The sequence below is a fragment of the Serratia sp. CY81684 genome (assembly GCF_052166595.1).
GTDB lineage: Bacteria > Pseudomonadota > Gammaproteobacteria > Enterobacterales > Enterobacteriaceae > Serratia > Serratia nematodiphila.
Genome location: NZ_JBJNOO010000005.1, coordinates 517,028 through 543,950, shown reverse-complemented (window position 1 = coordinate 543,950; position 26,923 = coordinate 517,028). Strand labels below are relative to the sequence as shown.

The 26,923-nt window shown below is 61.0% G+C and carries 24 protein-coding genes and 3 tRNA genes; 17 read left to right on the top strand and 10 right to left on the bottom strand.

Annotated elements, in window-relative coordinates; all coding sequences use genetic code 11:
• The first annotated feature begins 1 nt into the window (after position 1).
• From groL to ACJ8QF_RS20600, 3 genes are all read left to right on the top strand, one after another.
• Positions 2 to 1,648, top strand: coding sequence for a chaperonin GroEL (gene groL, locus ACJ8QF_RS20610; protein WP_004929662.1), 1,647 nt, complete (start codon positions 2 to 4; stop codon positions 1,646 to 1,648).
• Positions 1,649 to 1,872: 224 nt separating this feature from the next.
• Positions 1,873 to 3,480, top strand: coding sequence for a methyl-accepting chemotaxis protein (locus ACJ8QF_RS20605; RefSeq protein ID WP_442537807.1), 1,608 nt, complete (start codon positions 1,873 to 1,875; stop codon positions 3,478 to 3,480).
• A 178-nt stretch (positions 3,481 to 3,658) separates the two neighbouring features.
• On the top strand, positions 3,659 to 4,003 hold the full coding sequence (locus ACJ8QF_RS20600) for a DUF4156 domain-containing protein (protein ID WP_004929664.1): 345 nt from the start codon (positions 3,659 to 3,661) through the stop codon (positions 4,001 to 4,003).
• 88 nt (positions 4,004 to 4,091) lie between these two features.
• On the opposite strand, the gene epmB is transcribed toward ACJ8QF_RS20600, so the two are convergent.
• Complete coding sequence (epmB, locus tag ACJ8QF_RS20595) at positions 4,092 to 5,120, bottom strand: EF-P beta-lysylation protein EpmB (protein ID WP_004929665.1); 1,029 nt, start codon at positions 5,118 to 5,120, stop codon at positions 4,092 to 4,094.
• 42 nt (positions 5,121 to 5,162) lie between these two features.
• On the opposite strand from epmB, the gene efp reads away from it, so the two are divergent.
• The 4 genes from efp to sugE all read left to right on the top strand — a co-directional run bounded on the left by efp (position 5,163) and on the right by sugE (position 6,693).
• Positions 5,163 to 5,729 (top strand): elongation factor P, encoded by a 567-nt coding sequence (gene efp, locus ACJ8QF_RS20590; RefSeq protein ID WP_004929666.1) that lies wholly within the window; start codon positions 5,163 to 5,165, stop codon positions 5,727 to 5,729.
• Between the two features lie 70 nt (positions 5,730 to 5,799).
• Entirely contained in the window at positions 5,800 to 5,931 is a 132-nt protein-coding gene (locus ACJ8QF_RS20585) for an entericidin A/B family lipoprotein (RefSeq protein ID WP_004929667.1), read from the top strand.
• Positions 5,932 to 6,051: 120 nt separating this feature from the next.
• Positions 6,052 to 6,183, top strand: coding sequence for an entericidin A/B family lipoprotein (locus tag ACJ8QF_RS20580; RefSeq protein WP_004929668.1), 132 nt, complete (start codon positions 6,052 to 6,054; stop codon positions 6,181 to 6,183).
• Between the two features lie 192 nt (positions 6,184 to 6,375).
• Positions 6,376 to 6,693, top strand: coding sequence for a quaternary ammonium compound efflux SMR transporter SugE (gene sugE, locus ACJ8QF_RS20575; protein ID WP_004929669.1), 318 nt, complete (start codon positions 6,376 to 6,378; stop codon positions 6,691 to 6,693).
• Here sugE and blc read toward each other — a convergent pair.
• The 5 genes from blc to frdA form a co-directional block, all read right to left on the bottom strand.
• On the bottom strand, positions 6,687 to 7,220 hold the full coding sequence (gene blc / locus ACJ8QF_RS20570) for an outer membrane lipoprotein Blc (RefSeq protein WP_004929670.1): 534 nt from the start codon (positions 7,218 to 7,220) through the stop codon (positions 6,687 to 6,689). The genes sugE and blc overlap by 7 nt on opposite strands.
• 84 nt (positions 7,221 to 7,304) lie before the next feature.
• Entirely contained in the window at positions 7,305 to 7,664 is a 360-nt protein-coding gene (gene frdD, locus ACJ8QF_RS20565) for a fumarate reductase subunit FrdD (RefSeq protein WP_042783508.1), read from the bottom strand.
• Between the two features lie 12 nt (positions 7,665 to 7,676).
• Positions 7,677 to 8,069, bottom strand: coding sequence for a fumarate reductase subunit FrdC (gene frdC, locus ACJ8QF_RS20560; RefSeq protein WP_004929673.1), 393 nt, complete (start codon positions 8,067 to 8,069; stop codon positions 7,677 to 7,679).
• 15 nt (positions 8,070 to 8,084) lie between these two features.
• Complete coding sequence (locus tag ACJ8QF_RS20555) at positions 8,085 to 8,819, bottom strand: succinate dehydrogenase/fumarate reductase iron-sulfur subunit (protein WP_004929676.1); 735 nt, start codon at positions 8,817 to 8,819, stop codon at positions 8,085 to 8,087.
• Positions 8,812 to 10,608 (bottom strand): fumarate reductase (quinol) flavoprotein subunit, encoded by a 1,797-nt coding sequence (frdA, locus tag ACJ8QF_RS20550; RefSeq protein ID WP_033631602.1) that lies wholly within the window; start codon positions 10,606 to 10,608, stop codon positions 8,812 to 8,814. The genes ACJ8QF_RS20555 and frdA overlap by 8 nt, the downstream gene beginning before the upstream one ends.
• Positions 10,609 to 10,993: 385 nt before the next feature.
• On the opposite strand from frdA, the gene epmA reads away from it, so the two are divergent.
• Positions 10,994 to 11,971, top strand: coding sequence for an elongation factor P--(R)-beta-lysine ligase (gene epmA, locus ACJ8QF_RS20545; protein WP_004929681.1), 978 nt, complete (start codon positions 10,994 to 10,996; stop codon positions 11,969 to 11,971).
• 68 nt (positions 11,972 to 12,039) lie between these two features.
• On the opposite strand, the gene mscM is transcribed toward epmA, so the two are convergent.
• From mscM to rsgA, 3 genes are all read right to left on the bottom strand, one after another.
• Complete coding sequence (gene mscM / locus ACJ8QF_RS20540) at positions 12,040 to 15,387, bottom strand: miniconductance mechanosensitive channel MscM (protein WP_442537806.1); 3,348 nt, start codon at positions 15,385 to 15,387, stop codon at positions 12,040 to 12,042.
• A gap of 13 nt (positions 15,388 to 15,400) precedes the next feature.
• Entirely contained in the window at positions 15,401 to 16,294 is an 894-nt protein-coding gene (gene asd, locus ACJ8QF_RS20535) for an archaetidylserine decarboxylase (protein ID WP_442537805.1), read from the bottom strand.
• Positions 16,295 to 16,370: 76 nt separating this feature from the next.
• Positions 16,371 to 17,420 (bottom strand): small ribosomal subunit biogenesis GTPase RsgA, encoded by a 1,050-nt coding sequence (gene rsgA / locus ACJ8QF_RS20530; protein ID WP_004929686.1) that lies wholly within the window; start codon positions 17,418 to 17,420, stop codon positions 16,371 to 16,373.
• 244 nt (positions 17,421 to 17,664) lie between these two features.
• Here rsgA and orn point away from each other — a divergent pair, with 244 nt between their 5' ends.
• From orn to ACJ8QF_RS20510, 4 genes are all read left to right on the top strand, one after another.
• A complete protein-coding gene (orn, locus tag ACJ8QF_RS20525) occupies positions 17,665 to 18,210 on the top strand; it encodes an oligoribonuclease (RefSeq protein WP_004929689.1) in 546 nt (181 codons plus the stop codon).
• Between the two features lie 192 nt (positions 18,211 to 18,402).
• Positions 18,403 to 18,478: transfer RNA gene (locus tag ACJ8QF_RS20520), tRNA-Gly, on the top strand.
• A 66-nt stretch (positions 18,479 to 18,544) separates the two neighbouring features.
• Positions 18,545 to 18,620 (top strand) — tRNA-Gly (locus ACJ8QF_RS20515).
• A gap of 54 nt (positions 18,621 to 18,674) precedes the next feature.
• Positions 18,675 to 18,750 (top strand) — tRNA-Gly (locus ACJ8QF_RS20510).
• A 311-nt stretch (positions 18,751 to 19,061) separates the two neighbouring features.
• On the opposite strand, the gene queG is transcribed toward ACJ8QF_RS20510, so the two are convergent.
• Positions 19,062 to 20,201 carry a tRNA epoxyqueuosine(34) reductase QueG gene (gene queG, locus ACJ8QF_RS20505; RefSeq protein ID WP_004929927.1) on the bottom strand — a complete coding sequence of 380 codons (1,140 nt, stop codon included), beginning with the start codon at positions 20,199 to 20,201 and terminating at the stop codon, positions 19,062 to 19,064.
• Here queG and nnr point away from each other — a divergent pair.
• The 5 genes from nnr to miaA are packed head-to-tail and all read left to right on the top strand — an operon-like array spanning position 20,200 to position 26,839.
• Positions 20,200 to 21,714 carry a bifunctional ADP-dependent NAD(P)H-hydrate dehydratase/NAD(P)H-hydrate epimerase gene (gene nnr / locus ACJ8QF_RS20500; RefSeq protein WP_131164170.1) on the top strand — a complete coding sequence of 505 codons (1,515 nt, stop codon included), beginning with the start codon at positions 20,200 to 20,202 and terminating at the stop codon, positions 21,712 to 21,714. The genes queG and nnr overlap by 2 nt on opposite strands.
• A 10-nt stretch (positions 21,715 to 21,724) precedes the next feature.
• Positions 21,725 to 22,195, top strand: a complete 471-nt coding sequence (tsaE, locus tag ACJ8QF_RS20495) for a tRNA (adenosine(37)-N6)-threonylcarbamoyltransferase complex ATPase subunit type 1 TsaE (RefSeq protein ID WP_015376387.1) — start codon at positions 21,725 to 21,727, stop codon at positions 22,193 to 22,195.
• A gap of 7 nt (positions 22,196 to 22,202) precedes the next feature.
• Entirely contained in the window at positions 22,203 to 23,999 is a 1,797-nt protein-coding gene (amiB, locus tag ACJ8QF_RS20490; RefSeq protein ID WP_004929933.1) for an N-acetylmuramoyl-L-alanine amidase AmiB, read from the top strand.
• 22 nt (positions 24,000 to 24,021) lie between these two features.
• Positions 24,022 to 25,905, top strand: a complete 1,884-nt coding sequence (gene mutL / locus ACJ8QF_RS20485; protein WP_442537804.1) for a DNA mismatch repair endonuclease MutL — start codon at positions 24,022 to 24,024, stop codon at positions 25,903 to 25,905.
• Complete coding sequence (gene miaA / locus ACJ8QF_RS20480; RefSeq protein ID WP_197753468.1) at positions 25,898 to 26,839, top strand: tRNA (adenosine(37)-N6)-dimethylallyltransferase MiaA; 942 nt, start codon at positions 25,898 to 25,900, stop codon at positions 26,837 to 26,839. Before mutL ends, miaA begins: the two co-directional genes overlap by 8 nt.
• Positions 26,840 to 26,923 lie beyond the last annotated feature (84 nt).

Below are 26,923 nucleotides of genomic sequence, written 5' to 3'. Positions count from 1 at the left end.
AATGGCAGCTAAAGACGTAAAATTCGGCAATGACGCTCGCGTGAAAATGCTCCGTGGCGTGAATGTTCTCGCTGATGCAGTAAAAGTGACCCTGGGCCCGAAAGGCCGCAACGTAGTGCTGGATAAATCTTTCGGCGCACCGACCATCACCAAAGACGGCGTTTCCGTTGCGCGTGAAATCGAGCTGGAAGACAAGTTCGAGAACATGGGCGCACAGATGGTGAAAGAAGTGGCCTCCAAAGCGAACGACGCGGCGGGCGACGGCACCACCACGGCAACCGTACTGGCTCAATCCATCATCACCGAAGGCCTGAAAGCGGTTGCTGCCGGCATGAACCCGATGGATCTGAAGCGCGGCATCGACAAAGCGGTTGTCGCTGCGGTTGAAGAACTGAAAAAACTGTCCGTACCTTGCTCCGATTCCAAAGCTATCGCTCAGGTAGGCACCATCTCCGCCAACTCCGACGAAACCGTGGGTAAACTGATCGCGGAAGCGATGGAGAAAGTGGGCAAAGAAGGCGTTATCACCGTTGAAGAAGGCACCGGCCTGCAAGACGAGCTGGACGTGGTTGAAGGTATGCAGTTCGACCGCGGTTACCTGTCCCCATACTTCATCAACAAGCCGGAAACCGGTTCTGTTGAGCTGGAAAGCCCGTTCATCCTGCTGGCTGACAAGAAGATCTCCAACATCCGCGAAATGCTGCCGGTGCTGGAAGCCGTTGCCAAAGCAGGCAAACCGCTGCTGATCATCGCTGAAGACGTAGAAGGTGAAGCGCTGGCGACCCTGGTGGTCAACACCATGCGCGGCATCGTGAAAGTGGCTGCCGTTAAGGCGCCTGGCTTCGGCGACCGTCGTAAAGCCATGCTGCAGGACATCGCGACCCTGACTGCCGGTACCGTTATCTCTGAAGAGATCGGTCTGGAGCTGGAAAAAGCCACCCTGGAAGACCTGGGTCAGGCGAAACGCGTTGTCATCAACAAAGACACCACCATCATCATCGATGGCGTGGGCGACGAAGCGACCATCCAGGGCCGCGTTGCTCAGATCCGTCAGCAGATCGAAGAAGCGACCTCTGACTACGATCGTGAAAAACTGCAGGAGCGCGTAGCGAAACTGGCCGGCGGCGTTGCCGTTATCAAGGTTGGCGCAGCGACTGAAGTTGAAATGAAAGAGAAGAAAGCCCGCGTTGAAGACGCCCTGCACGCAACCCGCGCTGCAGTGGAAGAAGGCGTGGTTGCCGGCGGCGGCGTCGCGCTGATCCGCGTTGCAGGCAAAATCGCCGCGCTGAAAGGCGACAACGAAGACCAGAACGTGGGTATCAAAGTTGCGCTGCGCGCAATGGAAGCCCCTCTGCGTCAGATCGTGGTTAACGCCGGTGAAGAAGCTTCCGTTATCGCCAACCAGGTGAAAGCGGGCGAAGGCAGCTACGGCTACAACGCTTACTCTGAAGAATACGGCGACATGATCGCGATGGGTATCCTGGATCCAACCAAAGTGACCCGTTCTGCTCTGCAGTACGCGGCTTCCGTGGCTGGCCTGATGATCACCACCGAATGCATGGTCACCGACCTGCCGAAGGCTGACGCACCGGATCTGGGCGCAGCAGGCGGCATGGGTGGCATGGGCGGTATGGGCGGCATGATGTAATCATCCCCCACACGCTTGTGTGCTGAGAACCCCGGTCAAACGACCGGGGTTTTTTTATCTTAAAAATCAATAAAAAGAATGTTTGTTTAGCGCGTTATTAGTTCACTGAATGAATTATTGCATTATTTTGCTTTTGCCCTAAACCGCTGTCGTTTCGTACCGATATAGCCCCTACCGGGCGGGGAATTTTCCCCCGCCGGGGTGACTGTCAACGGAGACGACTTATGCTGAAAAATATGAAAATAGCCACCTGGTTGATGTTGATGCTGTTGCTGCTGGGCTTGATGCCCATGGGAACCGGCGCCATCGCCTTCTATTTCATGCAGCAAAACGGCAACAGCATCGGCAGGATGAGCACTTTCTCCGACGAGGAAGCGGCGCTGAACCGCAGCTGGCGTTCCTTGCTGCAAACGCAGACGCTGATCGACAACCTGGCGTTCGAGCGTATGGCGCAGACCAGCAGAGCCGATATTCAGCAGGGCATTGATGAGGCGCGCGGCGAGCTGCGCGGCGCCGATGTCGCTTTCAATCTGTTCTGGGATACGCCGGGCCTGACGGTATCGCGCCCGGAGCTGGGCGAGGCGATGAAAAAGGTCTACCTGGCGCAGCAGAGAGTGCTGAAGCAAGAGTTGACGCTGCTGGCCGAGACGCCGCAGGCATCGTTGATTGAACGGCTGCACGCCATGGCGGCCGAGAAGCGTCAGGTGCGCCAACGGTTGGACGGCCAGTTTGCCGACTACATGCGGGCCACGGTGGCCGCCCACCGTCTGGCGGTGGAGGAGGCGGAGCAGACTCAGAAAGTGTTCGCCCGCCTGCTGAGCGGCACCCTGGCGGCGATCCTGCTGCTGCTGGTCGCCGTACAGCGTGATTTCCGCCGGCGCCTGATCCTGCCGCTGCGCCAGATTGCCGAACATTTGCAAAAGGTTGGGCGTGGCGATCTGCGCAGCAAGATCGTGGCGCGCAGCAACGATGAGATTGGCATGCTGTTCGCCAGCCTGCAGGCGATGCAGCAGGAGCTGAGCGCCACCGTGCAGCAGGTGCGTGACGGTGTGGAGTCGATCAACCACGGCACGCATGAGATCGCCGTCGGCAACGCCGATCTCTCCAGCCGCACAGAAGAACAGGCCAGCGCGCTGACGGAAACCGCCGCCAGCATGGAACAGATCACCGCTACGGTGCGGCAAAACGCCGATAACGCCAACCAGGCCGCCGGGATGGTCAATCAGACCGCCGGCATTGCCCGCAACGGCGAAACGCTGATGGCCAGCGCGGTCGACAAGATGCGGGCGATCAACGACAGCGCGCGTCAGGTGGGGGATATTACCAGCGTGATCGACGGCATCGCCTTCCAGACCAACATTCTGGCGCTGAACGCCGCCGTCGAGGCCGCGCGCGCCGGGGAGCAGGGGCGGGGTTTTGCGGTGGTGGCCGGCGAAGTGCGCAATCTGGCGCAGCGCTGCGCGACTTCGGCCAAGGAGATCAGCAGCCTGGTCGACGGCGTCACCGGCGATATCGCCGCCGGCGTGCGGCTGGTGGAACAGGCGGGTGAGACGATGAATGCCATCGTCGGCTCGGTGAACCAGGTGACGTCGCTGATGGATAACATCTCGTACGCGTCGCAAGAGCAAAGCAAGGGCGTTGAGCAGGTCGGGGTGGCGGTGACCCAGATGGATCAGGTAACCCAGCAGAATGCCGCGCTGGTGGAAGAGGTGGCGACCACCGCCGTCGGCGTGGAGGAGCATGCGGCCTTGCTGGCGCAGGCGGTGGCGGTATTCCAACTGGCGGGAGAGCCGGAAGCGTCGGCTTCGGCGGCCGGTGCCGGCTGGGTATAATGCCGCCGCTCTGTATTTGATGATATTTTTGCCGCCCGGGGCGATTTAGCTGGTAAACTGGTTAGTCATCAGCTGTCGCTCAAGACGTTGGCCTGCTCGCGCGGCAACGGATGCTTAAGAGATGGCATCGCTTTCTGATAAGCTTTTGCGTAATTCTCAACATCGAATGGGGAACAAGATGCGGATTAAAGCCTTACTGGGTCTTTCGGCAGCGGTGCTGCTGGCGGGTTGCAGCACCACTCATGAACTGACCGCTGCGGGTCAGCAGATCAAGTTCACCGACAGCAAGCCGGCGGCGGAATGCCAGCTGCTGGGGGAAGTGACCGGCACCCAGAGCAACTGGCTGTCCGGCAATGGCGGTGAGGGCAGCTCCATGCGCGGTGCGGCCAACGATCTGCGCAACAAGGCGGCGGCAATGGGCGGCAACGTGATCTACGGCGCCAACAGTCCAAGCCAGAACCTGCTCTCCAGCTTCGCGCCGCTGGACAGCAAAATGGTCGGCCAGGTTTACAAGTGCCCGTAAGGCGCTGAGGCCAAACGCCGCACAGAGATAAAAAAAGAGGAATGCCACGGCATTCCTCTTTTCGTTCCATCAGGCCATGTGGCGCGCATCACTCCTGCATCAGGCGCAGGTCGATCGGTGTTTTGCTCGGTTCGCCGCCCACTTCACGCGTCAGGCGCGGCACCAGATAACCGGACACCTTGCTCAGCAGCGCCTGCATGATGACGCGCGCTTCATCGTCGCTGACCATGAAATGCGCCGCGCCCTGCACCTTGTCCAGCACGTGAATGTAGTAGGGCAGGATGCCGGCGTCGAACAGCGCGTTGCTGAGCGCGGCCAGCGTGTCGGCGTCATCGTTGACGTCGCGCAGCAGCACGCTTTGATTGAGCAGCGTGACGCCGGCGAGGCGCAGCTGAGCCATGGCACTCTGCAGCTCGCGGTCGATTTCGTTGGCGTGGTTGATATGCGTGACCATCAGCACCTGCAGGCGCGAGGCCGACAGCAGGCGGCACAGTGCCGGCGTAATGCGCGCCGGGATCACCACCGGCAGACGGGTGTGAATGCGCAGGCGTTTCAGGTGCGGGATGGTCTCCAGCTCGCCGACCAGCCACTCCAGCTCACTGTCTTTGGCCATCAGCGGATCGCCGCCGGAAAAAATGATTTCGTCGAGTTCCGGGTGTTGGCGGATATAATCCAGCGCCTGCCGCCAGTTGTTCTTGTTGCCCTGATTATCCTGATAGGGGAAGTGGCGGCGGAAGCAGTAACGGCAGTTGACCGCACAGCCGCCTTTGACCAGCAGCAGCGCGCGATTGCGGTATTTGTGCAGCAGGCCCGGCACCACGCTGCGCTGCTCATCGAGCGGATCGGTGGTGAACCCTGGGGCGTTGATGAACTCCTCTCTGGCGGTCAGCACCTGGCGCAGCAGCGGGTCGTTGGCATCGCCGGGGCGCATGCGCGCAGCGAAGGCGCGCGGCACGCGCAGGGCAAACAGCCGGCGGGCATCGCGCCCCTGCGGCAGTTCCGGGTGCGTATTCAGTGACAAAAGCTGCAGTAATTCATCGGGATCGGTAATAACATCGGCGAGTTGATGCAACCAATCTTCTCTATGTGCCGTACTTTGGGTTATAATGTGTGCCATTTTTTTGGCTAAGCTACCAGTTCAAATATTCAGAGGGCCATCATGGCGACTTATTCTAGCAACGATTTCCGTCCGGGTCTTAAAATCATGTTCGAGGGCGAACCTTACGCCGTCGAAGCCAGTGAGTTCGTTAAGCCGGGCAAAGGCCAGGCGTTTGCACGCGTGAAAATGCGTCGTCTGCTGACCGGCACCCGCGTGGAAAAAACCTTCAAGTCTACCGATTCTTGCGAAGGCGCAGACGTGATGGACACCAACATGAACTACCTGTACAGCGACGGTGAGTTCTACCACTTCATGCACCCTGAGTCTTTCGAACAGCATCAGGTTGACGGCAAAACCGTCGGCGACGCGGCCAAATGGCTGCAGGATAACGCAGAGTGCATCATCACCCTGTGGGATGGCCGTCCAATCGCCGTTCAGCCGCCGAACTTCATCGAAGCGGAAATCACCGATACCGATCCTGGCCTGAAAGGCGATACCGCAGGGACTGGCGGCAAGCCGGCGACCCTGAGCACCGGCGCCGTGGTAAAAGTGCCGTTGTTCGTCCAGATCGGCGAAGTGATCAAGGTTGACACTCGCTCTGGCGAATACGTCTCTCGCGTTAAGTAAGTTTCAAAACAGAGGAACCCCCGCGGTTCCTCTGTTTTATCCCATCCTCGTTCGTTGGCAGAAAATCCGCATGTTCAAGAAAACGCTGTTGGCCGTGCTCTCCCTGTTGTTCCTTTTCTCCCTCAGCAGTTGCAATACGTTTCGCGGTTTCGGCGAAGACGTTCAGCATCTCGGCGGCGCCATCTCCCGCACGGCCAGCTGATCCTGCCTTTAACCCGATGTATTTGCGCCACAAAGCCGGTCACGATCCCACACCCTCCGTCAATTTTGACTACGCTTAGAAAGCCGTACTTTTTCATCAACGACAAATAAGGACTTTCTTATGCTGAAGAAAAGTATTATCGCGATCTTCTCTTTGATGATTTTGAGCTCGCTGACCGCCTGCAATACCACCCGAGGTGTGGGTGAAGACATTCAGGCCGGCGGCAAGGCTATTCAGCGCAGCGCGGAATAATCCGCATTCCACCCGGCGGCGTTCCGGCTGCGGAGAGCCGCCACATTTCTATCCCTTGCCTGAGCGTTAACGCTGCTGCTATCCTGCCGCAGTGCGGGTGAGGTTACCCGTCATGCATCACCTCGCTGAACGGGACGACCCGTTTACGCGTCATTTTATCGGGGACGACCCCAGTGGTAGGGAGGCCGTCTCATGGCCTGGATTATTCTGCTTATCGCCGGTTTGCTCGAAGTGGTTTGGGCTATCGGTCTGAAATACACCCACGGTTTTACCCGGCTGACGCCGAGCATCATCACCATCGCCGCGATGGTGGTCAGCATGTTGCTGTTGGCCAACGCCATGAAAACGCTGCCCGCCGGCACCGCCTACGCGGTGTGGACCGGCATCGGCGCGGTGGGCGCGGCCATCATGGGCATGGTGCTGTTGGGGGAATCGACCAATATCGCGCGCATCATCAGCCTGTGCCTGATCGTGGTCGGCATCCTCGGGTTGAAGTTCAGCAGTCACTGATCGGCGGACTGCTGCACCCAGATCAGCTTGTCGGTGGCGAAACCGTAGCCTTTGGCTGTCTGCAATAAACGGTCGCGCACGGCGGCGTCAAGCGTCGGCGTGCGCGACAGGATCCACAGATAGTCGCGGTTCGGGCCGCAAACCAGCGCGTAGCGGTAGTCCGGGTCCAGGGCAATCACGTTATAGCCGCCGTAGAAGGGGCCGAAGAACGACACTTTCAGCGCCGCGACCTGCGGTGAACCGATAAAGTAGGCTTTGCCTTCGCTTTCTTGCCATTGCTGTTTCTGCGGATTGAAGCCGCGATTGATGACTTTCAGTCCGCCGTCGGCACGCGGGCTGTAGTGGGCGGTCACCTGCTGTAAACCGCGTTCAAAGCGATGATCCAGACGTGCAATCTCATACCAGGTGCCGAGATAGCGCTGGCTGTCGAAAGGGGTCACGACCTTGATGTCTTTAGGCGGGGAGACGCTGCAAGCGACGGAGAGCAGGGCGGAAAGCATGACGCTAAGCTTTGACCATAAACGCATCGGTGACTCCTGTTTACCGGGGGCGAGTAGACAGTGTAGCCGATGAGAAAAGGGCGGCCAACGGGCGTTGGCCGCCTGAGCGGTTTACAGCGTGACGACGCCGATGACGGTGACCACGCTAAGGATCGCCGCCAGACCGTAGAACACCCACTTGCCGGCCGGCACGTGGATCTTCAGATCGTGCATCGCATGGTGGATGCGGTGCAGGCCGCACCACAGCGGCAGAATGATCATCAGCAGCAGGAACAGGCGGCCGATCAGGCTCTGGCAGAACGCCAGCACGCGCTCGTAACCCAGCGCCTCACCGGGGAACAGCCCCAGCGGCAGCAGAATGCCGATCAGCAGCACGATGGCCGGCGCGACGATCGCGCCCCACATGCCGCCGGCGCCGAACAATCCCCAGAAAACCGGCTCGTCGGAGCGTTTAGGTGCTTGATTTATCATGTTTCCTCCGGATTAGATCAGGGCCACGGCCAGGATGACCACGCTGACGACGATGGTGACGGCCCACAGCCCTTTCACGATGGGGCCCGGCCCCATTTTCTCGCTGTTGACCACGATATTGGCGGCCTTCGGCGCCAGATCGAACCAGGTTTTGGTATGCAGCGCCGCCGCCAGCAGGGCGACGACGTTGATCAACAGCACCAGCGGATTCTGCAAGAAACCGACGAAGCCGGCCCAGCTCTCGGCGCCGCCCTTCAGCGCGAACACACCGTAGAGCAGCACGATGCTGAACCACACCGCCAGCACCGAGGTGCCTTCGCGCAGCATGTAGAAACGGTAGAAGCCGAGCTTTTGCCACCAGGTGGGCGTCATGGTGCGCACATAGGGCTTACGTTGAGTTGTCATGGCAATTTTTCTCCCTTATTGCGGCTTCAGCATGGCGATCATGAAGTCTTTGGCGCTCTCCACCTTGCCCTGCTGGATGGCGGCGGCGGGATCGACGTGTTTCGGGCAGACTTCAGAGCAATAGCCGACGAAGGTGCAGCTCCAGACGCCGTTTTGGCCGTTGAGCTGCGGCATGCGCTGTTTCTTGCCGTGGTCGCGGTTGTCCAGGTTATAGCGGTGCGCCAGCGTGATCGCCGCCGGGCCGATAAACTCGGGGTTGAGGCCGAACTGCGGGCACGCGGCGTAGCACAGGCCGCAGTTGATGCAGCCGGAGAACTGGTGGTATTTGGCCATCTGCGCCGGGGTCTGCACGTTCGGGCCATCCTCCGGTTTGCGATCGTTGCCGATGATGTACGGTTTGATCGCCTCCAGGCTTTCGATGAAGTGGGTCATGTCCACCACCAGATCGCGCTCGATCGGGAAGTTGCCCAGCGCTTCGACCTTCATGCCGCCGACGTAGTCGCGCAGGAAGGTTTTGCACGCCAGCTTCGGCACGCGGTTGACCATCATGCCGCAGGAGCCGCAGATCGCCATGCGGCAAGACCAGCGGTAGGAGAGGTCTGGCGCCAGGTTATCCTTGATGTAGCCCAGCGCATCAAGCAGCGAGGTCTGTTCATCATAAGGCACGGCGTAAGTGACGAAATGCGGCTCGGCGTCACTTTCCGGGTTATAGCGCATGACGTCGATCTTCAGGGTTTGCATCTCAGCCATTTGCCTGCTCCTTATTCTTTTTCTCCTGCGCTTCGGCTTCTGCGCCGTAGACGCGTTTGGCCGGCGGCAGCTTGGTGATTTTCACGTCGCTGTATTCGAGACGCGGTGCGCCCTGCGGGTTGTGGAACGCCAGCGTATGCTTGAGGAAGTTGACGTCGTCACGCTCGGTGCAGCCTTCGTCCAGGCGCTGGTGGGCGCCGCGCGACTCTTTGCGGTTAAATGCGGAGTGCGCCATGCATTCGGCGACGTCCAGGCCGTAGCCCAGCTCGATGGTGTACAGCAGATCGGTATTGAACACGCTGGTGTTGTCGGTGATTTTGACGCGTTTGAAGCGCTCTTTCAGCTCGGCCAGCTTATCGATGGTTTTTTGCATCAGCTCCGGCGTGCGGTAGATGCCGCAGCCTTCTTCCATCGACAGCCCCATTTCGTCGCGGATCTTCGCCCAGTTTTCGTTGCCTTCCTGCTTCATCAGGTTGCTCAGGCGGGTTTCGACGTCGCGGGTTTGCGCATCCAGCGCGGCGCCGTTGGCCGGCGCGGTTTCCAGCGCGCGGCGCGCCGCGTGCTCACCGGCGACGCGGCCGAATACCACCAGTTCCGCCAGCGAATTGGAGCCGAGACGGTTGGCGCCGTGCAGGCCGACGGAGGAACATTCGCCGACCGCGAACAGCCCCTTGATGCGGGTTTCGCAGTTCTGGTCGGTTTCAATGCCGCCCATGGTGTAGTGCGCGGTAGGGCGCACCGGGATCGGATCTTTCACCGGATCGACGCCGACATAGGCCTTGGCCAGTTCACAGATGAACGGCAGCCGCTCCAGCAGCTTTTTCTCGCCCAGATGGCGCAGATCGAGGTAGACCACGTCGCCGCGTGGGGTGGCGATGGTGCGGCCGGCGCGCCATTCGTGCCAGAAAGCCTGCGACACTTTATCGCGCGGGCCCAGCTCCATGTATTTGTTCTTCGGCTCGCCCAGCGGGGTTTCCGGGCCCATGCCGTAGTCTTGCAGGTAGCGGTAGCCGTCTTTGTTCACCAGGATGCCGCCTTCGCCGCGGCAGCCCTCGGTCATCAGGATGCCGGAACCGGGCAGGCCGGTCGGGTGATACTGCACGAACTCCATGTCGCGCAGCGGTACGCCGTGGTGGAACGCCATGCCCATGCCGTCGCCGGTGACGATGCCGCCGTTGGTATTGTAACGGTAAACGCGCCCGGCGCCGCCGGTGGCCATCACCACCGCGTTGGCGCGGATCTGCACGCGGGTGCCTTCCATCATGTTGAGCGCCACCAGGCCGCGCGCCTGGCCGTCATCCACCAGGATATCCAGCACGAAGTGCTCGTCGAAGCGTTGAATTTGCGGGTATTTCAGCGAGGTCTGGAACAGGGTGTGCAGCATGTGGAAGCCGGTCTTGTCGGCGGCGAACCAGGTGCGTTCGATCTTCATGCCGCCGAAACGCCGCACGTTGACCGAACCGTCCGGTTTGCGGCTCCACGGGCAGCCCCATTGTTCGAGCTGGGTCATCTCGCGCGGGCACTGATGCACGAAGTGATCGACCACGTCTTGCTCGCACAGCCAGTCGCCGCCGGCGACGGTGTCGTGGAAGTGGTAGTCGAAGGTATCGTGATCCTGAGTGACGGCGGCGGAGCCCCCCTCGGCGGCGACCGTGTGGCTGCGCATCGGGTAGACCTTAGAGATCAGCGCGATTTTTAGTTGGGGATTGGCTTCCGCTGCGGCTATTGCTGCACGTAAACCAGCGCCCCCGGCCCCAATAATGGCAAGATCGGCGTTAAAGGTTTGCACTGCATTCCTCCAATGTTCTTGTTAAGAACGGCAAGTTAAATATCTATGCTTAAAATTTAGCGAACTCTTCGGGTGCTAACTAATTGAACCGATTAATGTTGCTTAAAGGTTAAGGATAGATATCTCCCACCAATAATGGGGAATTAACTATACCTAAAGTTAAGTAGTCGAAATTTGATGTGATCGATTGTTTTGTCGATTAACGCTTGCCCAACAGGCTTGCCTGCCTTTTCGCGCGTTCGGCGTGCTTTACCCTTTTTAACGCGCTTTTGCCACCTATTTATCGGAAATTGGCGTTATGGCCGGTTGCGCATCGTGAAGAATTTGTTTGGCTGCAAGGATGCGAGTAGACTGCATCCCCTGTTTGATTTCGGAGTTAATTACCATGAGCGAAACGGCAAGCTGGCAGCCTAGTGCACCCATCGCCAATTTGTTGAAACGCGCAGCGATTCTGGCTGAGATCCGGCGTTTCTTCGCCGATCGTGGCGTGCTGGAAGTTGAGACGCCCACCATGAGCCAGGCGACGGTCACCGACGTTCACCTATTCCCGTTCGAGACGCGTTTCGTCGGGCCGGGGGCGGCAGAGGGCCTGACGCTATACATGATGACCAGCCCGGAATATCACATGAAGCGCCTGCTGGCGGCGGGCAGCGGCCCGATCTACCAAATGGGGCGCAGCTTCCGCAATGAAGAGGCCGGGCGGCACCATAACCCCGAATTCACCATGCTGGAGTGGTACCGTCCGCACTACGACATGTACCGCCTGATGAATGAGGTGGACGATCTGCTGCAACAGGTGCTGGACTGCGAGAGTGCGGAGACCCTGTCTTATCAGCAGGCGTTCCTGCGCCATCTGGACATCGATCCGCTGTCGGCGGAGAAGGCGCAGCTGCGCGAAGCGGCGGCCAAACTCGATCTGAGCAACATCGCCGATACCGAAGAAGATCGCGATACGCTGCTGCAGCTGCTGTTCACCGTGGGCGTGGAACCGCATATCGGCCGTGAAAAGCCGGCGTTCGTTTACCACTTCCCGGCCAGCCAGGCGGCGTTGGCGGAGATCAGCACCGAAGACCACCGCGTGGCGGAGCGTTTTGAGGTGTACTTCAAGGGCATTGAGCTGGCGAACGGTTTCCGCGAGCTGACCGACGGCCGTGAACAACAGCAGCGCTTCGAGCAGGACAACCGCAAACGCGCGGAGCGCGGTCTGCCGCAGCAACCGATCGACTACAACCTGTTGGCGGCATTGCAGCACGGCATGCCGGAATGTTCCGGCGTAGCGCTGGGCGTGGATCGTCTGGTGATGCTGGCGCTGGGCGCCGAGAGCCTGAGCGACGTGTTGGCCTTCCCGGTCGGGATCGCCTGACGTTTCAGGCGGTGAAAAAAGCAAAAAGGGTCGGCATTTGCCGACCCTTTTTTTATCGCGAGAAGCGCTTACAGCCCCCCGGCGTCGCGCTTGGTGTTCGGCGCCGGCGTAGACGGCGGCGTACGGCCGTTGTTGGTCAACCGCGACAGCGTCTCGGTGCGCACCTGGAACGGCGGGTACGGCAGCGTGATGCCGTGCTCGCGATAGCCCGCCAGGATCAGCTGGTGGATCTCGTGGCGCAGCGGCATGCGGTGGCCCATCTCGGCGGCGTAAATACGCATCTCGAAGATCTGGATGCCCTGTTGCAGATCGACCAGGTAAACCTCCGGCGCCGGATTATCCAGCACCAGCGAACAGCGCTCGGCGGCGTTCATCAGGATCTTGGTCACCTCCTCGCTGTTGGCTTCGCCCGGCGCCGGTACGGTCAGCACCACACGGGTCAGGGTGTCCGACAGCGACCAGTTGACGAACTGTTCGGTGATGAACGCTTTGTTCGGCACGATGATCTCTTTGCGATCCCAGTCCGAAATGGTGGTGGCGCGGGTATTGATCTTGGTGACGGTGCCGGTCAGGTTGCGGATCGTCACGGTGTCGCCGATGCGGATCGGTTTCTCGAACAGGATGATCAGGCCGGAGATGAAGTTGGAGAAGATCTCCTGCATGCCGAAGCCCAGCCCCAGACTGAGTGCGGTAACCACCCACTGCAGTTTTGACCATTCGATGCCGATCCAGGCGAAGCTGAGCACCGCGCCGAACAGCAGCAGCAAGTACTTGGTGATGGTGGTGATGGCGTAGCCGGTGCCCGGCGACAGATCCAGGTGCTGCAGCACCGCCAGCTCCAGCAGCGCCGGCAGGTTGCGCACCAGCTGCATGGTGATGATCAGCACCAGAATGGCGATCAGCACCGCGCCGAGGGTGATCGGATGGGCGGTTTCCACGCCGTTGACCGTCGAAGTCACGTCCCACAGCGAGATGTTTTCCAGGAAGGCGAACGCGGAGTGGATCTCGGACCACAGCACGATCACCGACACCAGCGCGATCAGCGTCAGGATCGACCGCACCAGCCGCAGCGACTGGGCGCTGATGGTGTCCAGATCGAAGTCCGAATCGTCCGGATCGATGGCGCCTTCGGTGCTGTTCGGGGTGTGCGAGGTTTCGTCTTCGCCGCGGGCGCGCTGGGCCAGGATGTCGGCGCGGCGCTGTTTGGCGCGATCGAAGGCGATGCGCCGCCGTTGGATCAGCATCCAGCGGCGGATGATGTGGTAGATGACCAGCAACAGGAACCAGATCGCCACCGAGGTCTCCAGGCGCGCCAACAGCGCCTGCGCGGTGGTGAGGTAACCGACGGTCGACGCCAGCGCCGCCAGCAGCGGCGCCGACAGCAGCAGCCCCCAGAAGGCGCTGTTGAGCATGTTGTCGCCGGAGCCGTTTTTATCCAGATACAGCGGAATGCCGGCGCGTTTCAGGCTGTGGGTGACCAGCGCCAGCGCCAGACACAGCAGGATGAAGCACAGCCGCCCCAGCGTATTGGCGAACTCGCGTTCTTTCAGGCTATCGAAGGTGATCAGCGCCATGATCAGCGGCACGATCAGCCAGATCGACATCTTGTAGTAGCGCATGGCGCGCGAAACCTGCTTCGCCGGCCAGCGGAAGTGCACGATGAACAGCCCCTGCGGGTGGGCGAAGGCGGCGCAGATCATGCAGATCCACAGGATCGGCAGCGTGGCGGTCACCCCTTTGCCGATCGCTTCCGCCACCGGGTAGTTCCAGGCGCTTTGCAGGCCGTAACCGAGCGCGGCCCACAGCACCGGCAGCGGCATCGCCACCAGAATCGACCAGAACACGGTGCGCACCGTGAGGAAGAATTCGTCCTGCGTCACCTTGCCGACGCGGCTGCTGGCGCGCTCGAGGAAGGCGTGGTAGTGCTTGCGCGAGCTGATGCTGAAAATCACCAGCAGCAGGGCGCCGAAGATCGGGATCAGCGTTTCGCGGCTGGTCACCATCATCATGAAGGCGCCGCCGAGCTGCGACAACGTGTCCAACGACAGGACGCGCGTTAGATCGTGTGCCACGTTGAGCGGATAAGAGAAGTTGATCGGATTGACGTCCGGCACCCAGAACAGATAGCGGTGGGTGGCGTCGCGAATTTCGTTCAACGCTTCGATCAGCTGGGTGTTGGCCACCTTCAGCTTGGTCAGCTCGAGGATTTGGGTGTCGCACCCGGACAACAACGAGTTGAGCAGCTCGCGCTGGGTGCGCAGCTGGGCATCGACGATGCGTTGCTCCTGGCTGGTCAGCGCGCTGCCGTCGTCGCGCTTGAATTCGCGCTGCGACAGCTTTTCCAGCTGATTTTCAAACTGCAGGCGCTGCACGCGCAGCTGGGCCATGTCGCCGTCCAGCTGTTGCGGCTTGGGCATTTCCGGCAGCGTCGCCACCTGGGCGCGCAGGGTTTCCCCCAGCGCCGACGACGAGCCGAGCCACTGGGCCTGTTCGATGATGGTGCTCAGCGCCTGGCGCACCTGCAGCGTCTGCGCCGCCGCCTGCCGCTGCTGCGACGAAATCAGATCCATGCGCTGCGCCTGGCTGTTCAGCGCAGCGGACAGTTCGCGGTTGATCTGCAACTGCTGGCTGATGCTTCTTGGCAAGTCGCCGTTCTGCTCGGCCAACTGCTCGGTTCTTTCCAGCGCCAGTTCCGCTTCGCGTTGGCGCTGGGCATTGAGGTTGTTGCGCAGCGCCTGCAGCTGCACGTCTATTTTCTCGTGGCGCTTTTTATAGACCTCGGCGCGCATGCGCGCCAGCTCCTGCCGGTTGTTGGCCGACAGTTGCGCCAGCTCCAGCTCGTCCACTTTGGCTTTGCGCGCCGCGGCTTCGGCCTGCAGCAGGGCCAGGGCGGCCTGCGCGTACGGCGTGGTCGGGTTGGCAGGCTGCGCCTGCAGGCGGCGCTGCACTTCCGTCAGCGCACGGCGAGCTTCGGTCTGCTGCTGCGGCAACTGGCCGAGCGAATCGCTGATTTCCCGCGTGCGATCCTGCTCTTGCTGCAGCAGGCGCGCCTGTTCCAGCAGCAGGCTGCTGGTTTGCAGGATCTGCTGTTCCAGCTCGGCGGCCGGCAGATCGTCGCCGTTCGGCAGGATCTTGTTGCTTTCCAGCACCAGCTGACGGCGCAGTTCCTGCGTCATCTTCGGGAAATCGTCGATCACTCTCTGATACTGCTCGGAGCGAGTCTGCGACTCTTTGCGCTCCGTCAGCCAGTTGAGGGCGCTTTGCAGCGCCTCGGTGGTCTCCGCCTGATTCGGCGCGTTTTTGCTGCTTTCCGCCTGCTTCAGCTCCTGTTTGAGCTGGGTCTCGGTCGGCACGGGGGCGGCCAGCGCCGGTTGCCACAACAGGCAACCGAGCAAAAGCGTGATGAAAAGGCGCACGGCGTCGATTCCTTTAGATCGGGGTCTGTGGTGTTTCAGCGGCGGCCGGGATTTCGGCGAAGGCTTCACCCATGCGGGTGACGGTGCCGTTATGCAGCTGCGGCGCAAACTGCACGCTGCCTGCGGTAAACAGGTTGATCACCGTGGAGCCGAGTTTGAAACGGCCCATCTCGGCGCCTTTTTCCAGCGCGATGGCGCCTTCTTCACCAGCGGCCGGGTAGGTCCAGCGCTTGATAATGCCTTCGCGCGGCGGCGTGACGGTGCCGGCCCAGACGGTTTCGATGCTGCCGACGATGGTGGCGCCGACCAGGATTTGCACCATCGGCCCGATGTCGGTGTCGAAGACGCAGATCACGCGCTCGTTGCGTGCGAACAGGTTAGGCACGTTGGCGGCGGTGAGCGGGTTGACCGAGAACAGATCGCCCGGCACATAGATCATTTCGCGCAGCACGCCGGCACACGGCATGTGGACGCGGTGATAGTCGCGCGGCGCCAGGTAGGTGGTGGCGAACAGGCCGTTGCGGAACGGCTCGGCCAACAGGTAGTTGCCGGCCAGCAGCGCTTCCAGGCTGTAGTGGTGGCCTTTGGCCTGGAAGATTTGGTCCTCGCGGATCGGGCCGAGCTGGCTGATGGCGCCATCGGCGGGCAGCGCCAGCCAGTTGGCGTCGGCGACGATCGGGCGCGCGCCATCGCGCAGCGGGCGCACGAAGAAATCGTTGAAGGTGGCGTAAGACGCCAGATCCGGGTTTTGCGCTTCCTGCATGTCCACGCGGTAGTAGCGGGCGAAGGTTTTGACCACCAGTTGGGTCAGCCAGCCGGCTTGTTTGTCGGCGCCCCAGCCCGCCAGGCGGGTCAGCGCCAGCTTCGGCAGCCAATATTGCAGTTTAATCTTGATGCTATCCAGCACGTTAACCTCGTGAATCAGGGTAAAGGGCGCGCATTGTAACGAGGGCTCCGCCGTCGTCAATGCCCGCCCGTCAGTGTCAGTCTGCGGCGTCCGTGAAGTTCTTGCGAACCTTCACCTGCGCCATGCTTTCCAGAATGCGGTGGTAGTTGTCGAAACGCTCTTCCGCGATATCGCCTTTCTCCATCGCCGCGCGGATAGCGCAGCCGGGATCGGTATCGTGGCGACAGTCGCGGAATTTGCAACCGCCTAAATAATCACGGAATTCGACAAAGCCGCGGGTAATTTGTTCCGGCTCCAGGTGCCACAGGCCAAACTCGCGCACTCCGGGGGAGTCGATCACGTCGCCGCCGTGCTGGAAGTGGTACAGCCGCGCGGCGGTGGTGGTATGTTGCCCGAGGCCCGAGACGTCGGAAACCTGATTTACCAGAATTTGCTCTTCAGACGGCGGCAGCAGCGCGTTCAGCAGGCTGGATTTGCCGACCCCCGACTGGCCGGCGAAGATGCTGATGCGCCCGGCCAGCGCCTGTTCGAATTCCGCCATGCCTTCCCGCGTCTGGCTGGAGACTTCCAGCACCCGGTAGCCAATCTTGCGATAGATATCCATCATGCCGTCGACCAGCTTGCGCGCTTCGGCGTCCAGCAGGTCAATTTTGTTGAGCACGATCAGCGGCTCGACTTCGAGCGTTTCGCAGGCCACCAGATAACGGTCGATGATGTTCAGCGACAGCTCGGGCAGGATCGCCGACACGATGACGATCTGATTGATATTGGCGGCGATCGGCTTCACGCCGTCGTAGAAGTCCGGGCGCGTCAGCACCGAGGTGCGCTCGTGCACCGCTTCCACGATGCCCTTCACCCCTTCATGGGTGCCCAGGCCGGGGCGCCACACCACGCGATCGCCGGTGACCAGCGAACGCAGCGTGCGGCGGATGTTGCAGCGGTGCTGAGTGCCATCCGGCGCCTCAACGTCGGCGTGCATGCCGAAACGGCTGATGACGACGCCTTCCTGCGGCTCGCCCAGCTGGGAATCATCCGGTTCCGGTTTGTTATCGGCGCGCTTCAGACGGCGCTGATGGTTCGCCTGCACGCGGCGTTGCTGACCTTTGGACAGTTTGTTCTTACTCACTGCGCCTCACTTGAATCGGTTTTATACCTTTACGTATACGCACAGCTGCGGCGGGGAGTTGCCCCCGGCGCAGCCTTGAACCCGTCTGGGTATATGTCGCCCAAGGCGACCAAAAAGACTATGATACACGCTATTTTATATTAAATAACCGTTGTTAGCCGCCGGCTGCGGCGCGTTGCCACCGGCGGCGCCCGTCGTCTCGTCCGCACAGCGTTTTTCTCTCGGCTTTTAGGCAGGAAACATCATGACAGGAAACGAAAATAACCTGATTTGGATCGATTTGGAGATGACCGGGCTGGATCCCGAGCGTGACCGCATTATCGAGATCGCCACGCTGGTCACCGACGCCAACCTGAACATCCTGGCGGAAGGGCCGGTGATCGCCGTGCACCAATCCGACGAGCAGCTGGCCTTGATGGACGAGTGGAACGTGCGCACCCATACCGGTAGCGGGCTGGTGGAGCGGGTGAAAGCCAGCCGCCAGGACGATCGCGCCGCCGAGCTGGAAACCATCGCCTTCCTGCAGCAATGGGTGCCGGCCGGCAAATCGCCGATCTGCGGCAACAGCGTGGGCCAGGATCGCCGTTTCCTGTTCCGCTACATGCCGGAGCTGGAGGCCTACTTCCATTACCGCTACCTGGACGTCAGCACGCTGAAGGAACTGGCACGCCGTTGGAAGCCGGAAATTCTCGGCGGCTTTAAGAAGCAGGGCACCCATCAGGCGCTGGATGACATCCGCGAATCGGTGGCCGAACTGGCTTATTACCGCGAACATTTCATTCAGCTTTAAGGCGATGGCGGCCCCTGCGGGGAAAAAACGCCGTTTTTAGCCGCTTAATTCGCCAATCTGGCGCTTTAATCGGCAATCAAACAAAAATCGCGTTTTTTTGCTTTCAGGGGCTTGCGGCAAAAAGGATTTCTCGTATAATGCGCACCCCGTACCGATGAAGAATTTCGTAACGTTCCACCATCGATACGCCGGGCGGGAATAGCTCAGTTGGTAGAGCACGACCTTGCCAAGGTCGGGGTCGCGAGTTCGAGTCTCGTTTCCCGCTCCAAATTCAACAATGTCGCGATGCGGCATGATGAATAAATAAAGCAGTATCAAGCAGTACCTATGCGACGCGGGAATAGCTCAGTTGGTAGAGCGCAACCTTGCCAAGGTTGAGGTCGCGAGTTCGAGCCTCGTTTCCCGCTCCAAAAATTCAAAGGTCACGCCAGTGTTTGGTGACCGGATGCCGAAAGCATCTCTATGCGGGAATAGCTCAGTTGGTAGAGCACGACCTTGCCAAGGTCGGGGTCGCGAGTTCGAGTCTCGTTTCCCGCTCCAATTTTCTCTTCGTTTCAAATTCAAGTCCAACGCCTTATCCGGCGCGGATTTTTGTCCCGTTTTACACGCCCGGTAAAAATGTTGTGAACAGAGTTATCCACAGCCTCTGCACATAAACTCACCTGCCTGAAAAATCAACGTCATACAAATTAAATATTTATCTATTTGATTTATATGCTTATTTATTTATCCCAAAACGTTATGCCGATCACTTGCTCTTTTTGTTGCAGTTGAAAGACAACGTGTTTTTATTTTTATGCACAAATCCACAGAGTAAGGATGCCGGTGATACGGCCGCGCGGCGCACGCCGTCAGGCGTCCCTCGGCAAACCTTTTTCCACAGCCCGTATCAGCCGTTTTTTCTGTGCCGTCTGCACCTCGATGCCCTGCGCTTCACGGCGAGCAAGCTGTTGCGCCAGCGCCCAGTGGATATGTTCGTCCAGCATGCTGTCCTGGCCCAAACGCGTGCGCAGCGCGAGCACGACGCCGTCCTCATAAGGCGCATTGCCCAGAGCCACGGCGATATTGCGCAACCAGCGCAGGTGGCCGATGCGGCGTATCGCCGAGCCTTCGGTGATGCGCAGGAATTTTTCTTCTGTCCAGTTGAACAGATCGATCAGCTGCGGCGCATGCAGTGCGGCGCGTGGGCTGAAATCGTCTTCGTCGGTGAGCTGCGAAAAGCGGTTCCACGGGCAGATCAGCTGGCAGTCGTCGCAGCCGTAGATGCGGTTGCCGAGCAGCGGGCGGAATTCTTCCGGGATCGCACCTTCCAGCTCGATGGTCAGGTAGGAGATGCAGCGCCGGGCGTCGACGGTATAGGGGGCGACGATGGCACCGGTCGGGCAAGTGGTGATGCAGGCGACGCAGCGGCCGCACTGTTCTTCCTGCGGCTGATCCACCGGCAGCGGCAGATCGATCAGCAACTCGCCGAGGAAAAACCACGACCCGGCTTCACGGTTGAGAATTAGTGAGTGTTTACCAACCCAGCCGATGCCCGCCTTGGCGGCCAGCGCGCGCTCCATCACCGGCGCAGAATCGACAAAGGGGCGGAAATTCAACTCGCCGCAGTATTCCTGGATCTGATCGCCCAGCTTTTTCAGGCGCTGGCGCAACAGCTTGTGATAGTCACGCCCCAGCGCGTAGCGGCTGACGTAGCCCAGTTGCGGATTCTGCAAGGTGCTGGCGAACGCCGCCTTGGCCGGCAGGTAGTTCATGCGTACGCTGATCACTCGCAGCGTGCCCGGCAACAGTTCGTGAGGGCGTGCGCGCAACATGCCGTGGCGCGCCATCCATTCCATCTCGCCGTGGTACTGCTTGTCGAGCCAGGCCTGCAGCTTCGGCTCTTCAAGGCTCAGATCGGTATCGCAGATGCCAACCTGCTGGAATCCTAGCGATTGCCCCCATTGCTTGATATGTTGGGCGAGTTGATGGAGATCGAGGGGGTGCGTCATGACGGGCCACAGTGAAAAAGCATACGCTGATAGTTTACCACACTCTGTCTGGCCTGCGGATTGGATCCGTCGTTCGGAACCCGCGGCGGCGGCCTCGCTCGGTATTTCTCTTTACGATTTGATGCAGCGCGCCGGTCAGGCAGCCTACGCGCTGGCGCGCAACGCGTATCCCTCCCGCGACCACTGGCTGGTGCTGTGTGGCCACGGCAACAACGGCGGCGACGGCTATGTGGTGGCGCGCCTGGCGAAGGCGGCGGGCGTGCAGGTGACGCTGATCGCCTGCGAAGGCGCACGCCCTTTGCCACCGGAAGCCGCAGCGGCTCGCGAGGCCTGGCAAGCTGCAGGCGGCGACATTCTGCCGGCGAACAGCCGCTGGCCGGCGTCTGTTTCGCTCATTATCGACGGCCTGCTGGGCACTGGCCTTGGCAGCGCGCCGCGTGCGCCTTACGACGCGCTGATCGAGGCCGCCAACCGCCATTCGGCGCCGGTGGTGGCGCTCGATATCCCGTCCGGCCTGCTGGCGGAAAGCGGCGCGGCGCCAGGCGCGGTGGTGCGTGCCGCGCACACCGTCACGTTCATCGGCCTCAAACCGGGGCTGCTGACCGGCCAGGCGCGCGACTGGGTCGGGCAACTTCATCAGAATGCGCTAGGCTTATCGGGTTGGTTGGCGAAGCAACCGGAGCAGATTCAGCGGCTTACCGCCGAGGTGTTGCCGCGCTGGCTGCATCCGCGCCGCCCCTGCGCGCATAAGGGCGAGCATGGCCGCCTGCTGTTGGTGGGCGGCGATAGCGGTTTCGGTGGCGCCATTCGCATGGCGGCGGAGGCGGCGCTGCGCAGCGGGGCTGGATTGGTGCGAGTGCTTACTCACATTGATCATGTTGCGCCGCTGCTGGCGGCCAGGCCGGAGCTGATGGCGCAGGCGCTCGACGAGGCGACGCTGCGGCAGGCGATGCAATGGGCGGATGTGCTGGTGATTGGCCCGGGGCTGGGCCAGGCTGAGTGGGGCAAAAACGCCTTGAGCGTGCTGCAAACCAGCGATAAACCAGCCTTGTGGGACGCCGATGCGCTGAACTTGCTGGCATTAAATCCCGAGAAACGGCAGAATCGCGTGATGACTCCGCATCCTGGAGAGGCGGCGCGGCTGTTGAGCTGCAGCACTGCCGACATCGAGAGTGATCGCTTACTTGCCGTGCGCAAGCTGACGGCGCGCTACGGCGGCGTGGCGGTGCTGAAAGGCGCCGGTACGCTGATCGCCGATGAGCAGGGGCAGATGGCGATCGCCGACGTCGGCAACGCCGGCATGGCCTCCGGCGGCATGGGTGATGTGCTGTCGGGCATCATCGGCGGTTTGCTGGCGCAAAAGCTCCCGCTGTATGATGCCGCCTGTGCGGGCTGCGTCGTGCATGGCGCGGCCGGCGATCGCGTAGCGGAAAGACAAGGAACAAGAGGCATGTTGGCGACCGATTTACTGCCGGACATCCTTCATTTCGTTAATCCTGAGTGGGCAAAATAGACTTTATCGAATGAAAGAACTCGTTTTACCTCTGCCGGACGAGGCAGCGACTGTCGCTTTGGGCACCACTTTGGCCAAGGCCTGCGATCGCGCCAGCGTCATCTATCTCTACGGCGACCTGGGCGCCGGTAAAACCACCTTCAGCCGTGGCTTCTTGCAGGCGTTGGGGCATCAGGGCAACGTCAAAAGCCCGACCTACACGCTGGTGGAGCCCTATGCCTTGCAGCCCTTGGCGGTATATCACTTCGATCTGTATCGCCTGGCCGATCCGGAAGAGCTTGAATTCATGGGCATTCGCGATTACTTCGCGCAAGACGCCATCTGCCTGGTCGAATGGCCGCAGCAGGGCACCGGCGTGCTGCCGGAGCCGGACCTGGCGCTGCACCTCGGCTATCAGGGCGAGGGGCGAGAGGCGAAGATTGAGGCGATTTCCGCATACGGCAGCCAGTTGTTAGACCGCATTCATGGATCACAGGGATGATGCTGCAATGACGCAGGTGTTGAAAAAATTTGCGGTCATCATGCTGATCGCCGTGCTGGGGCCGCTCGGCGCGTTGAACGCGCTGGCGGCGTCCTCGCTGTCCGATATCAAAGTGTCGAACGCCCAACGCGAAGCGACGGTGTCGGTGAGCTTCAATGGCCCGCCGGACTATGCGTTTTTCCCGCTGCACGGCCCGGAACGGGTGGTGCTGGACGTTAACCAGAAGGGCAAAGTCGGCGGCCTGCCGCTCAACTTTAGCGGGCAAAACCTGGTGAAGAGCATTCGCTCCAGCGCGCCGAAAGACGCTCAGAGCGTGCGCCTGGTGTTTGATCTGACCCAGCGCGCCAAAACCCGCGTTTCCACTCGCCAGAACGGCGGCGTGCATACCGTGGTGTTCACCATTTCGGCTGAAGGCGGCGCCAATATCGTGGCGCGTAAAGCGCCGGTGCAAACGCCTCCGCCGGTCGCCGTCAGTCAACCGCCGCGCCAGGCGCCGGTTGCGGTGCGTGAAGCGCCGGAGCCGCCGCTGCGCAAAGCGCCGACGGGATCGAATCCCTTTACCCAAAAACAGACTGTGGTCGCAGGCACCGCCACTGAGGTCACGCCGCGCAGCAGCCGCGTTTCCGCCGGTTCCGGCGATCGGGTGGTGGTGGCGATCGACGCCGGCCACGGCGGCCAGGATCCGGGGGCGATTGGCCCGAGCGGGTTGAAAGAAAAGAATGTCACCATCGCCATCGCACGCCGCCTGCAGGCGATGCTGGACGCCGATCCGCAGTTCAAACCGGTGCTGACGCGTAACGGCGACTATTTCATCTCGGTGATGGGGCGTTCCGACGTTGCGCGCAAACAGGGCGCCAACGTGCTGGTCTCCATTCATGCCGACGCCGCGCCAAACCGCAGCGCCAGCGGCGCTTCCGTCTGGGTGCTGTCTAACCGCCGCGCCAACAGCGAAATGGCCGGCTGGCTGGAACAGCACGAGAAGCAGTCTGAGCTGCTCGGCGGCGCCGGCGATTTGCTGGCCAATAGCCAGGCCGACCCTTATCTGAGCCAGGCGGTGCTGGATCTGCAGTTCGGCCACTCGCAGCGCGTCGGGTACGATGTGGCGGTGAAGGTGCTGCAGCAGCTGCAGAGCGTCGGATCGTTGCATAAACGCCGGCCGGAACACGCCAGCCTGGGCGTGCTGCGTTCGCCGGATATTCCATCGCTGCTGGTGGAAACAGGATTTATCAGTAATAGCACGGAGGAGCGGCTGCTGGGCAGTAGCGCGTATCAGGAGAAGATTGCCAAGGCCATTCATAACGGCCTGCGCAGCTACTTCCTGGCGCATCCGCTGCAAGCCGACCCAAAGGTGGAAAACCGACCGCTGGACGTCGCAGCGGCGGTTAACACCTCAACACCAGACGTGCGCCAGCCGGAGCCTATCGTTAGCCCGGCCGGCGCGAGCCGCAGCGTTAGCGGCAAGACCCAGATCCACGTGGTGAAGCGGGCGGAGACGCTGTCCGGCATCGCCGACAGCTACGGCACCACCATGGCGGCCCTGCGGGATCTGAACAAACTGAAGAAAGACGGCGTGTGGGTCGGGCAACGCCTGAAGGTGCCGGCGGGGAAAACCGCCGCCGTCACCGCCGTCGCCAAGGCGAAAACGCCGGCGAAGAAGCCGTCTAAACATAAAGTGGCCCGTGGGGACACGCTGTCCTCTATCGCTTCTCGTTATGGGGTCAGCGTCGGCGATCTGAAACGGGTCAATAATCTGAAGTCGGACGTCGCGCCGCTGGATCGGACGCTGACCATTCCGCAGGCCTAGCGCCACCGCTACAGGAGTCAGCATGCCTATCCAGGTGTTACCGCCACAGCTCGCCAACCAGATCGCCGCCGGAGAGGTGGTTGAACGCCCCGCGTCGGTGGTCAAGGAGCTGGTGGAAAACAGTCTGGACGCCGGTGCGACGCGCATCGATATCGATATCGAACGCGGCGGTGCCAAGCTGATCCGCATTCGCGACAACGGCTGCGGCATCGGCAAGGACGATTTGGCGCTGGCGCTGGCGCGGCACGCTACCAGTAAAATCAGCACGCTCGACGACTTGGAGGCGATCGTCAGCCTCGGTTTTCGCGGCGAAGCGCTGGCCAGTATCAGCTCGGTGTCCCGTTTGACCCTGACGTCGCGCACCGCCGACCAGAGCGAGGCGTGGCAAGCCTATGCCGAAGGGCGCGAGCAGGCGGTGACGGTCAAACCCGCTGCACACCCGGTCGGCAGCACGCTGGAAGTGCTGGATCTGTTTTACAACACGCCGGCGCGCCGCAAGTTCATGCGCACCGAGAAAACCGAATTCGGCCATATCGATGAAGTGGTGCGGCGCATCGCGCTGGCGCGTTTCGATGTGGCGATCAACCTCAGCCACAACGGCAAACTGATCCGCCAATACCGGGCGGCGAAAGAAGAGAGTCAGCACGAACGCCGTTTGGGCAGCATCTGCGGTCCGGCGTTTTTGCAGCATGCGCTGAACATCGATTGGCAGCATGGCGATCTGAACATCCGCGGTTGGGTGGCGGATCCGGACGGGGCGCGCCAGTTGGGTGAAATGCAGTATTGCTACGTCAACAGCCGCATGATGCGCGATCGCTTGATCAACCACGCCATTCGTCAGGCCTATCAGGATCAGTTGAAGGACGATCAGCAGCCCGCTTACGTGCTGTATCTGGAGGTCGATCCGCACCAGGTGGACGTCAACGTTCATCCCGCCAAGCACGAGGTGCGTTTCCATCAGGCGCGGCTGGTACACGATTTTATCTACCAGGCGGTGACCACGGTGCTGCAACAGGCCGGGCAGACGCCGTCGCTGCCGCTGGCGGAAACGCCCGACGAAGCGCCCGCGCCGGTCTGGCAGCAGGAAAACCGCGTCGCCGCCGGCGGTAACCATTTTTCTCAGCCGGCGCCGCGCCGTGAAACGCCGCCACCGGCCGGCACCGCCCGCGAGCGGGCGCCGCAGCCGAGCCGGCAAGCGGCGGGCGGCTATCAGAAACGCGAAGGCGAGCTGTACGGTAAACTGATGCAGCCCGCAGCCGAGCCGCCGGCCGAGGCCGCGCCGGAAGTCTTGAGCAAGCCGCCGCTGTTCCCGCCGGCGAAAGCCGCAGCGGAAACGCCGTTGGCGGGCGGCCAGCACAGTTTTGGCCGGGTGTTGATGATCTATCCGCCGTGTTATGCGTTGATTGAACAGCGCCAGCAGCCGGCGTTGCTTAACCTGACGGTGGCGGAACGCTGGCTGCGCCAGGCGCAGCTCAACCCGCCGGCAGAAGGGCTGCGGCCGCAGCCGCTGCTGATCCCAGTCAAGCTGACGTTGGAGAAGAGCGAAGCGGCGGCCATTGCGCGGCATCAGGCGCTGCTGACGATGATGGGGCTGGATCTGCAGACGGATCACGGCCGTGTGACGCTGCGCGCAGTGCCTTTACCATTACGCCAACAAAATTTACAAAAACTGATACCCGAACTGTTAGGCTATCTGGCCGAACATCAGGAGATGTCGCCCGCGGTGCTGGCCACCTGGCTCGCTCGCCGCCTTGGCAGCGAACATGAACAGTGGAACACCTCGCAAGCGATACAATTGCTGACCGACGTTGAACGACTTTGCCCGCAGCTGGTCAAATCGCCACCGAGCGGACTTTTACAACCCGTTGATTTACAGGCCGCACTGGCGGCCCTCAAGCATGACTGACACTGAAATGACACCACGTCCCCCGGCTATTTTCATCATGGGGCCAACCGCCTCGGGCAAGACCGCGCTGGCGATCGCGCTGCGCGAACGCCTGCCGGTGGAACTGATCAGCGTCGATTCCGCGCTGATTTACCGCGGCATGGATATCGGCACCGCCAAGCCGAGCGCCGAAGAATTGGCGCAGGCGCCGCACCGGCTGATCGATATCCGCGATCCCGCCGAAGCTTACTCGGCCGCGGAGTTTCGCGCCGATGCGTTGAAAGAGATGGCCGACATCACCGCCGCCGGTCGCATTCCGCTGTTGGTGGGCGGCACCATGTTGTATTTCAAGGCGTTGCTGGAAGGATTGTCGCCGTTGCCGTCCGCCGATCCCGCGGTGCGCGAGCGCATCGAACGGCAAGCGGTGGAGCAGGGCTGGGAGGCGTTGCACCGTCAGTTACAGGCGATCGATCCGGTCGCGGCATTGAGAATTCATCCGAATGATCCGCAGAGACTGTCCAGAGCACTGGAAGTTTTTTTTATTTCGGGTAAAACTTTAACGGAACTGACTAAAATTTCGGGTGAATCGTTGCCGTATCAAGTTCACCAATTTGCGATAGCGCCGACCAGCCGTGAGTTGATCCATCAACGCATCGAGCTGCGGTACCATCAAATGTTGGCGGCGGGTTTTGAGACGGAAGCGCGTGCACTTTTCGCACGGGGTGATTTGCATACGGACTTGCCCTCCATTCGCTGTGTCGGTTACCGCCAGATGTGGTCATACTTGTCTGGTGAAATTAGTTACGATGAGATGGTTTATCGTGGTATTTGCGCAACGCGTCAGTTGGCTAAACGCCAGATGACCTGGTTACGGGGTTGGGAGTCGGTCCATTGGTTGGACAGTGAAAAGCCGGGAGAGGCTTTGGACTCGGTGACACAGGTTGTTAGTGCATAGGTTGGGTGATTGTGTACAATTGCTGAGTATTCAGCGCGCAAATTTTTTACGTCGTTTATTTTAGAGCCGACAGGTTCTTAGTTA

Bases quoted from the DNA above. Each gene is read 5' to 3' on its own strand.
- groL (WP_004929662.1), top strand. From the start codon at position 2: ATGGCAGCTAAAGACGTAAAATTCGGCAATGACGCTCGCGTGAAAATG.
- ACJ8QF_RS20605 (WP_442537807.1), top strand. From the start codon at position 1,873: ATGCTGAAAAATATGAAAATAGCCACCTGGTTGATGTTGATGCTGTTG.
- ACJ8QF_RS20600 (WP_004929664.1), top strand. From the start codon at position 3,659: ATGCGGATTAAAGCCTTACTGGGTCTTTCGGCAGCGGTGCTGCTGGCG.
- epmB (WP_004929665.1), bottom strand. From the start codon at position 5,120: ATGGCACACATTATAACCCAAAGTACGGCACATAGAGAAGATTGGTTG.
- efp (WP_004929666.1), top strand. From the start codon at position 5,163: ATGGCGACTTATTCTAGCAACGATTTCCGTCCGGGTCTTAAAATCATG.
- ACJ8QF_RS20585 (WP_004929667.1), top strand. From the start codon at position 5,800: ATGTTCAAGAAAACGCTGTTGGCCGTGCTCTCCCTGTTGTTCCTTTTC.
- ACJ8QF_RS20580 (WP_004929668.1), top strand. From the start codon at position 6,052: ATGCTGAAGAAAAGTATTATCGCGATCTTCTCTTTGATGATTTTGAGC.
- sugE (WP_004929669.1), top strand. From the start codon at position 6,376: ATGGCCTGGATTATTCTGCTTATCGCCGGTTTGCTCGAAGTGGTTTGG.
- blc (WP_004929670.1), bottom strand. From the start codon at position 7,220: ATGCGTTTATGGTCAAAGCTTAGCGTCATGCTTTCCGCCCTGCTCTCC.
- frdD (WP_042783508.1), bottom strand. From the start codon at position 7,664: ATGATAAATCAAGCACCTAAACGCTCCGACGAGCCGGTTTTCTGGGGA.
- frdC (WP_004929673.1), bottom strand. From the start codon at position 8,069: ATGACAACTCAACGTAAGCCCTATGTGCGCACCATGACGCCCACCTGG.
- ACJ8QF_RS20555 (WP_004929676.1), bottom strand. From the start codon at position 8,819: ATGGCTGAGATGCAAACCCTGAAGATCGACGTCATGCGCTATAACCCG.
- epmA (WP_004929681.1), top strand. From the start codon at position 10,994: ATGAGCGAAACGGCAAGCTGGCAGCCTAGTGCACCCATCGCCAATTTG.
- orn (WP_004929689.1), top strand. From the start codon at position 17,665: ATGACAGGAAACGAAAATAACCTGATTTGGATCGATTTGGAGATGACC.
- nnr (WP_131164170.1), top strand. From the start codon at position 20,200: ATGACGGGCCACAGTGAAAAAGCATACGCTGATAGTTTACCACACTCT.
- queG (WP_004929927.1), bottom strand. From the start codon at position 20,201: ATGACGCACCCCCTCGATCTCCATCAACTCGCCCAACATATCAAGCAA.
- tsaE (WP_015376387.1), top strand. From the start codon at position 21,725: ATGAAAGAACTCGTTTTACCTCTGCCGGACGAGGCAGCGACTGTCGCT.
- amiB (WP_004929933.1), top strand. From the start codon at position 22,203: ATGACGCAGGTGTTGAAAAAATTTGCGGTCATCATGCTGATCGCCGTG.
- mutL (WP_442537804.1), top strand. From the start codon at position 24,022: ATGCCTATCCAGGTGTTACCGCCACAGCTCGCCAACCAGATCGCCGCC.
- miaA (WP_197753468.1), top strand. From the start codon at position 25,898: ATGACTGACACTGAAATGACACCACGTCCCCCGGCTATTTTCATCATG.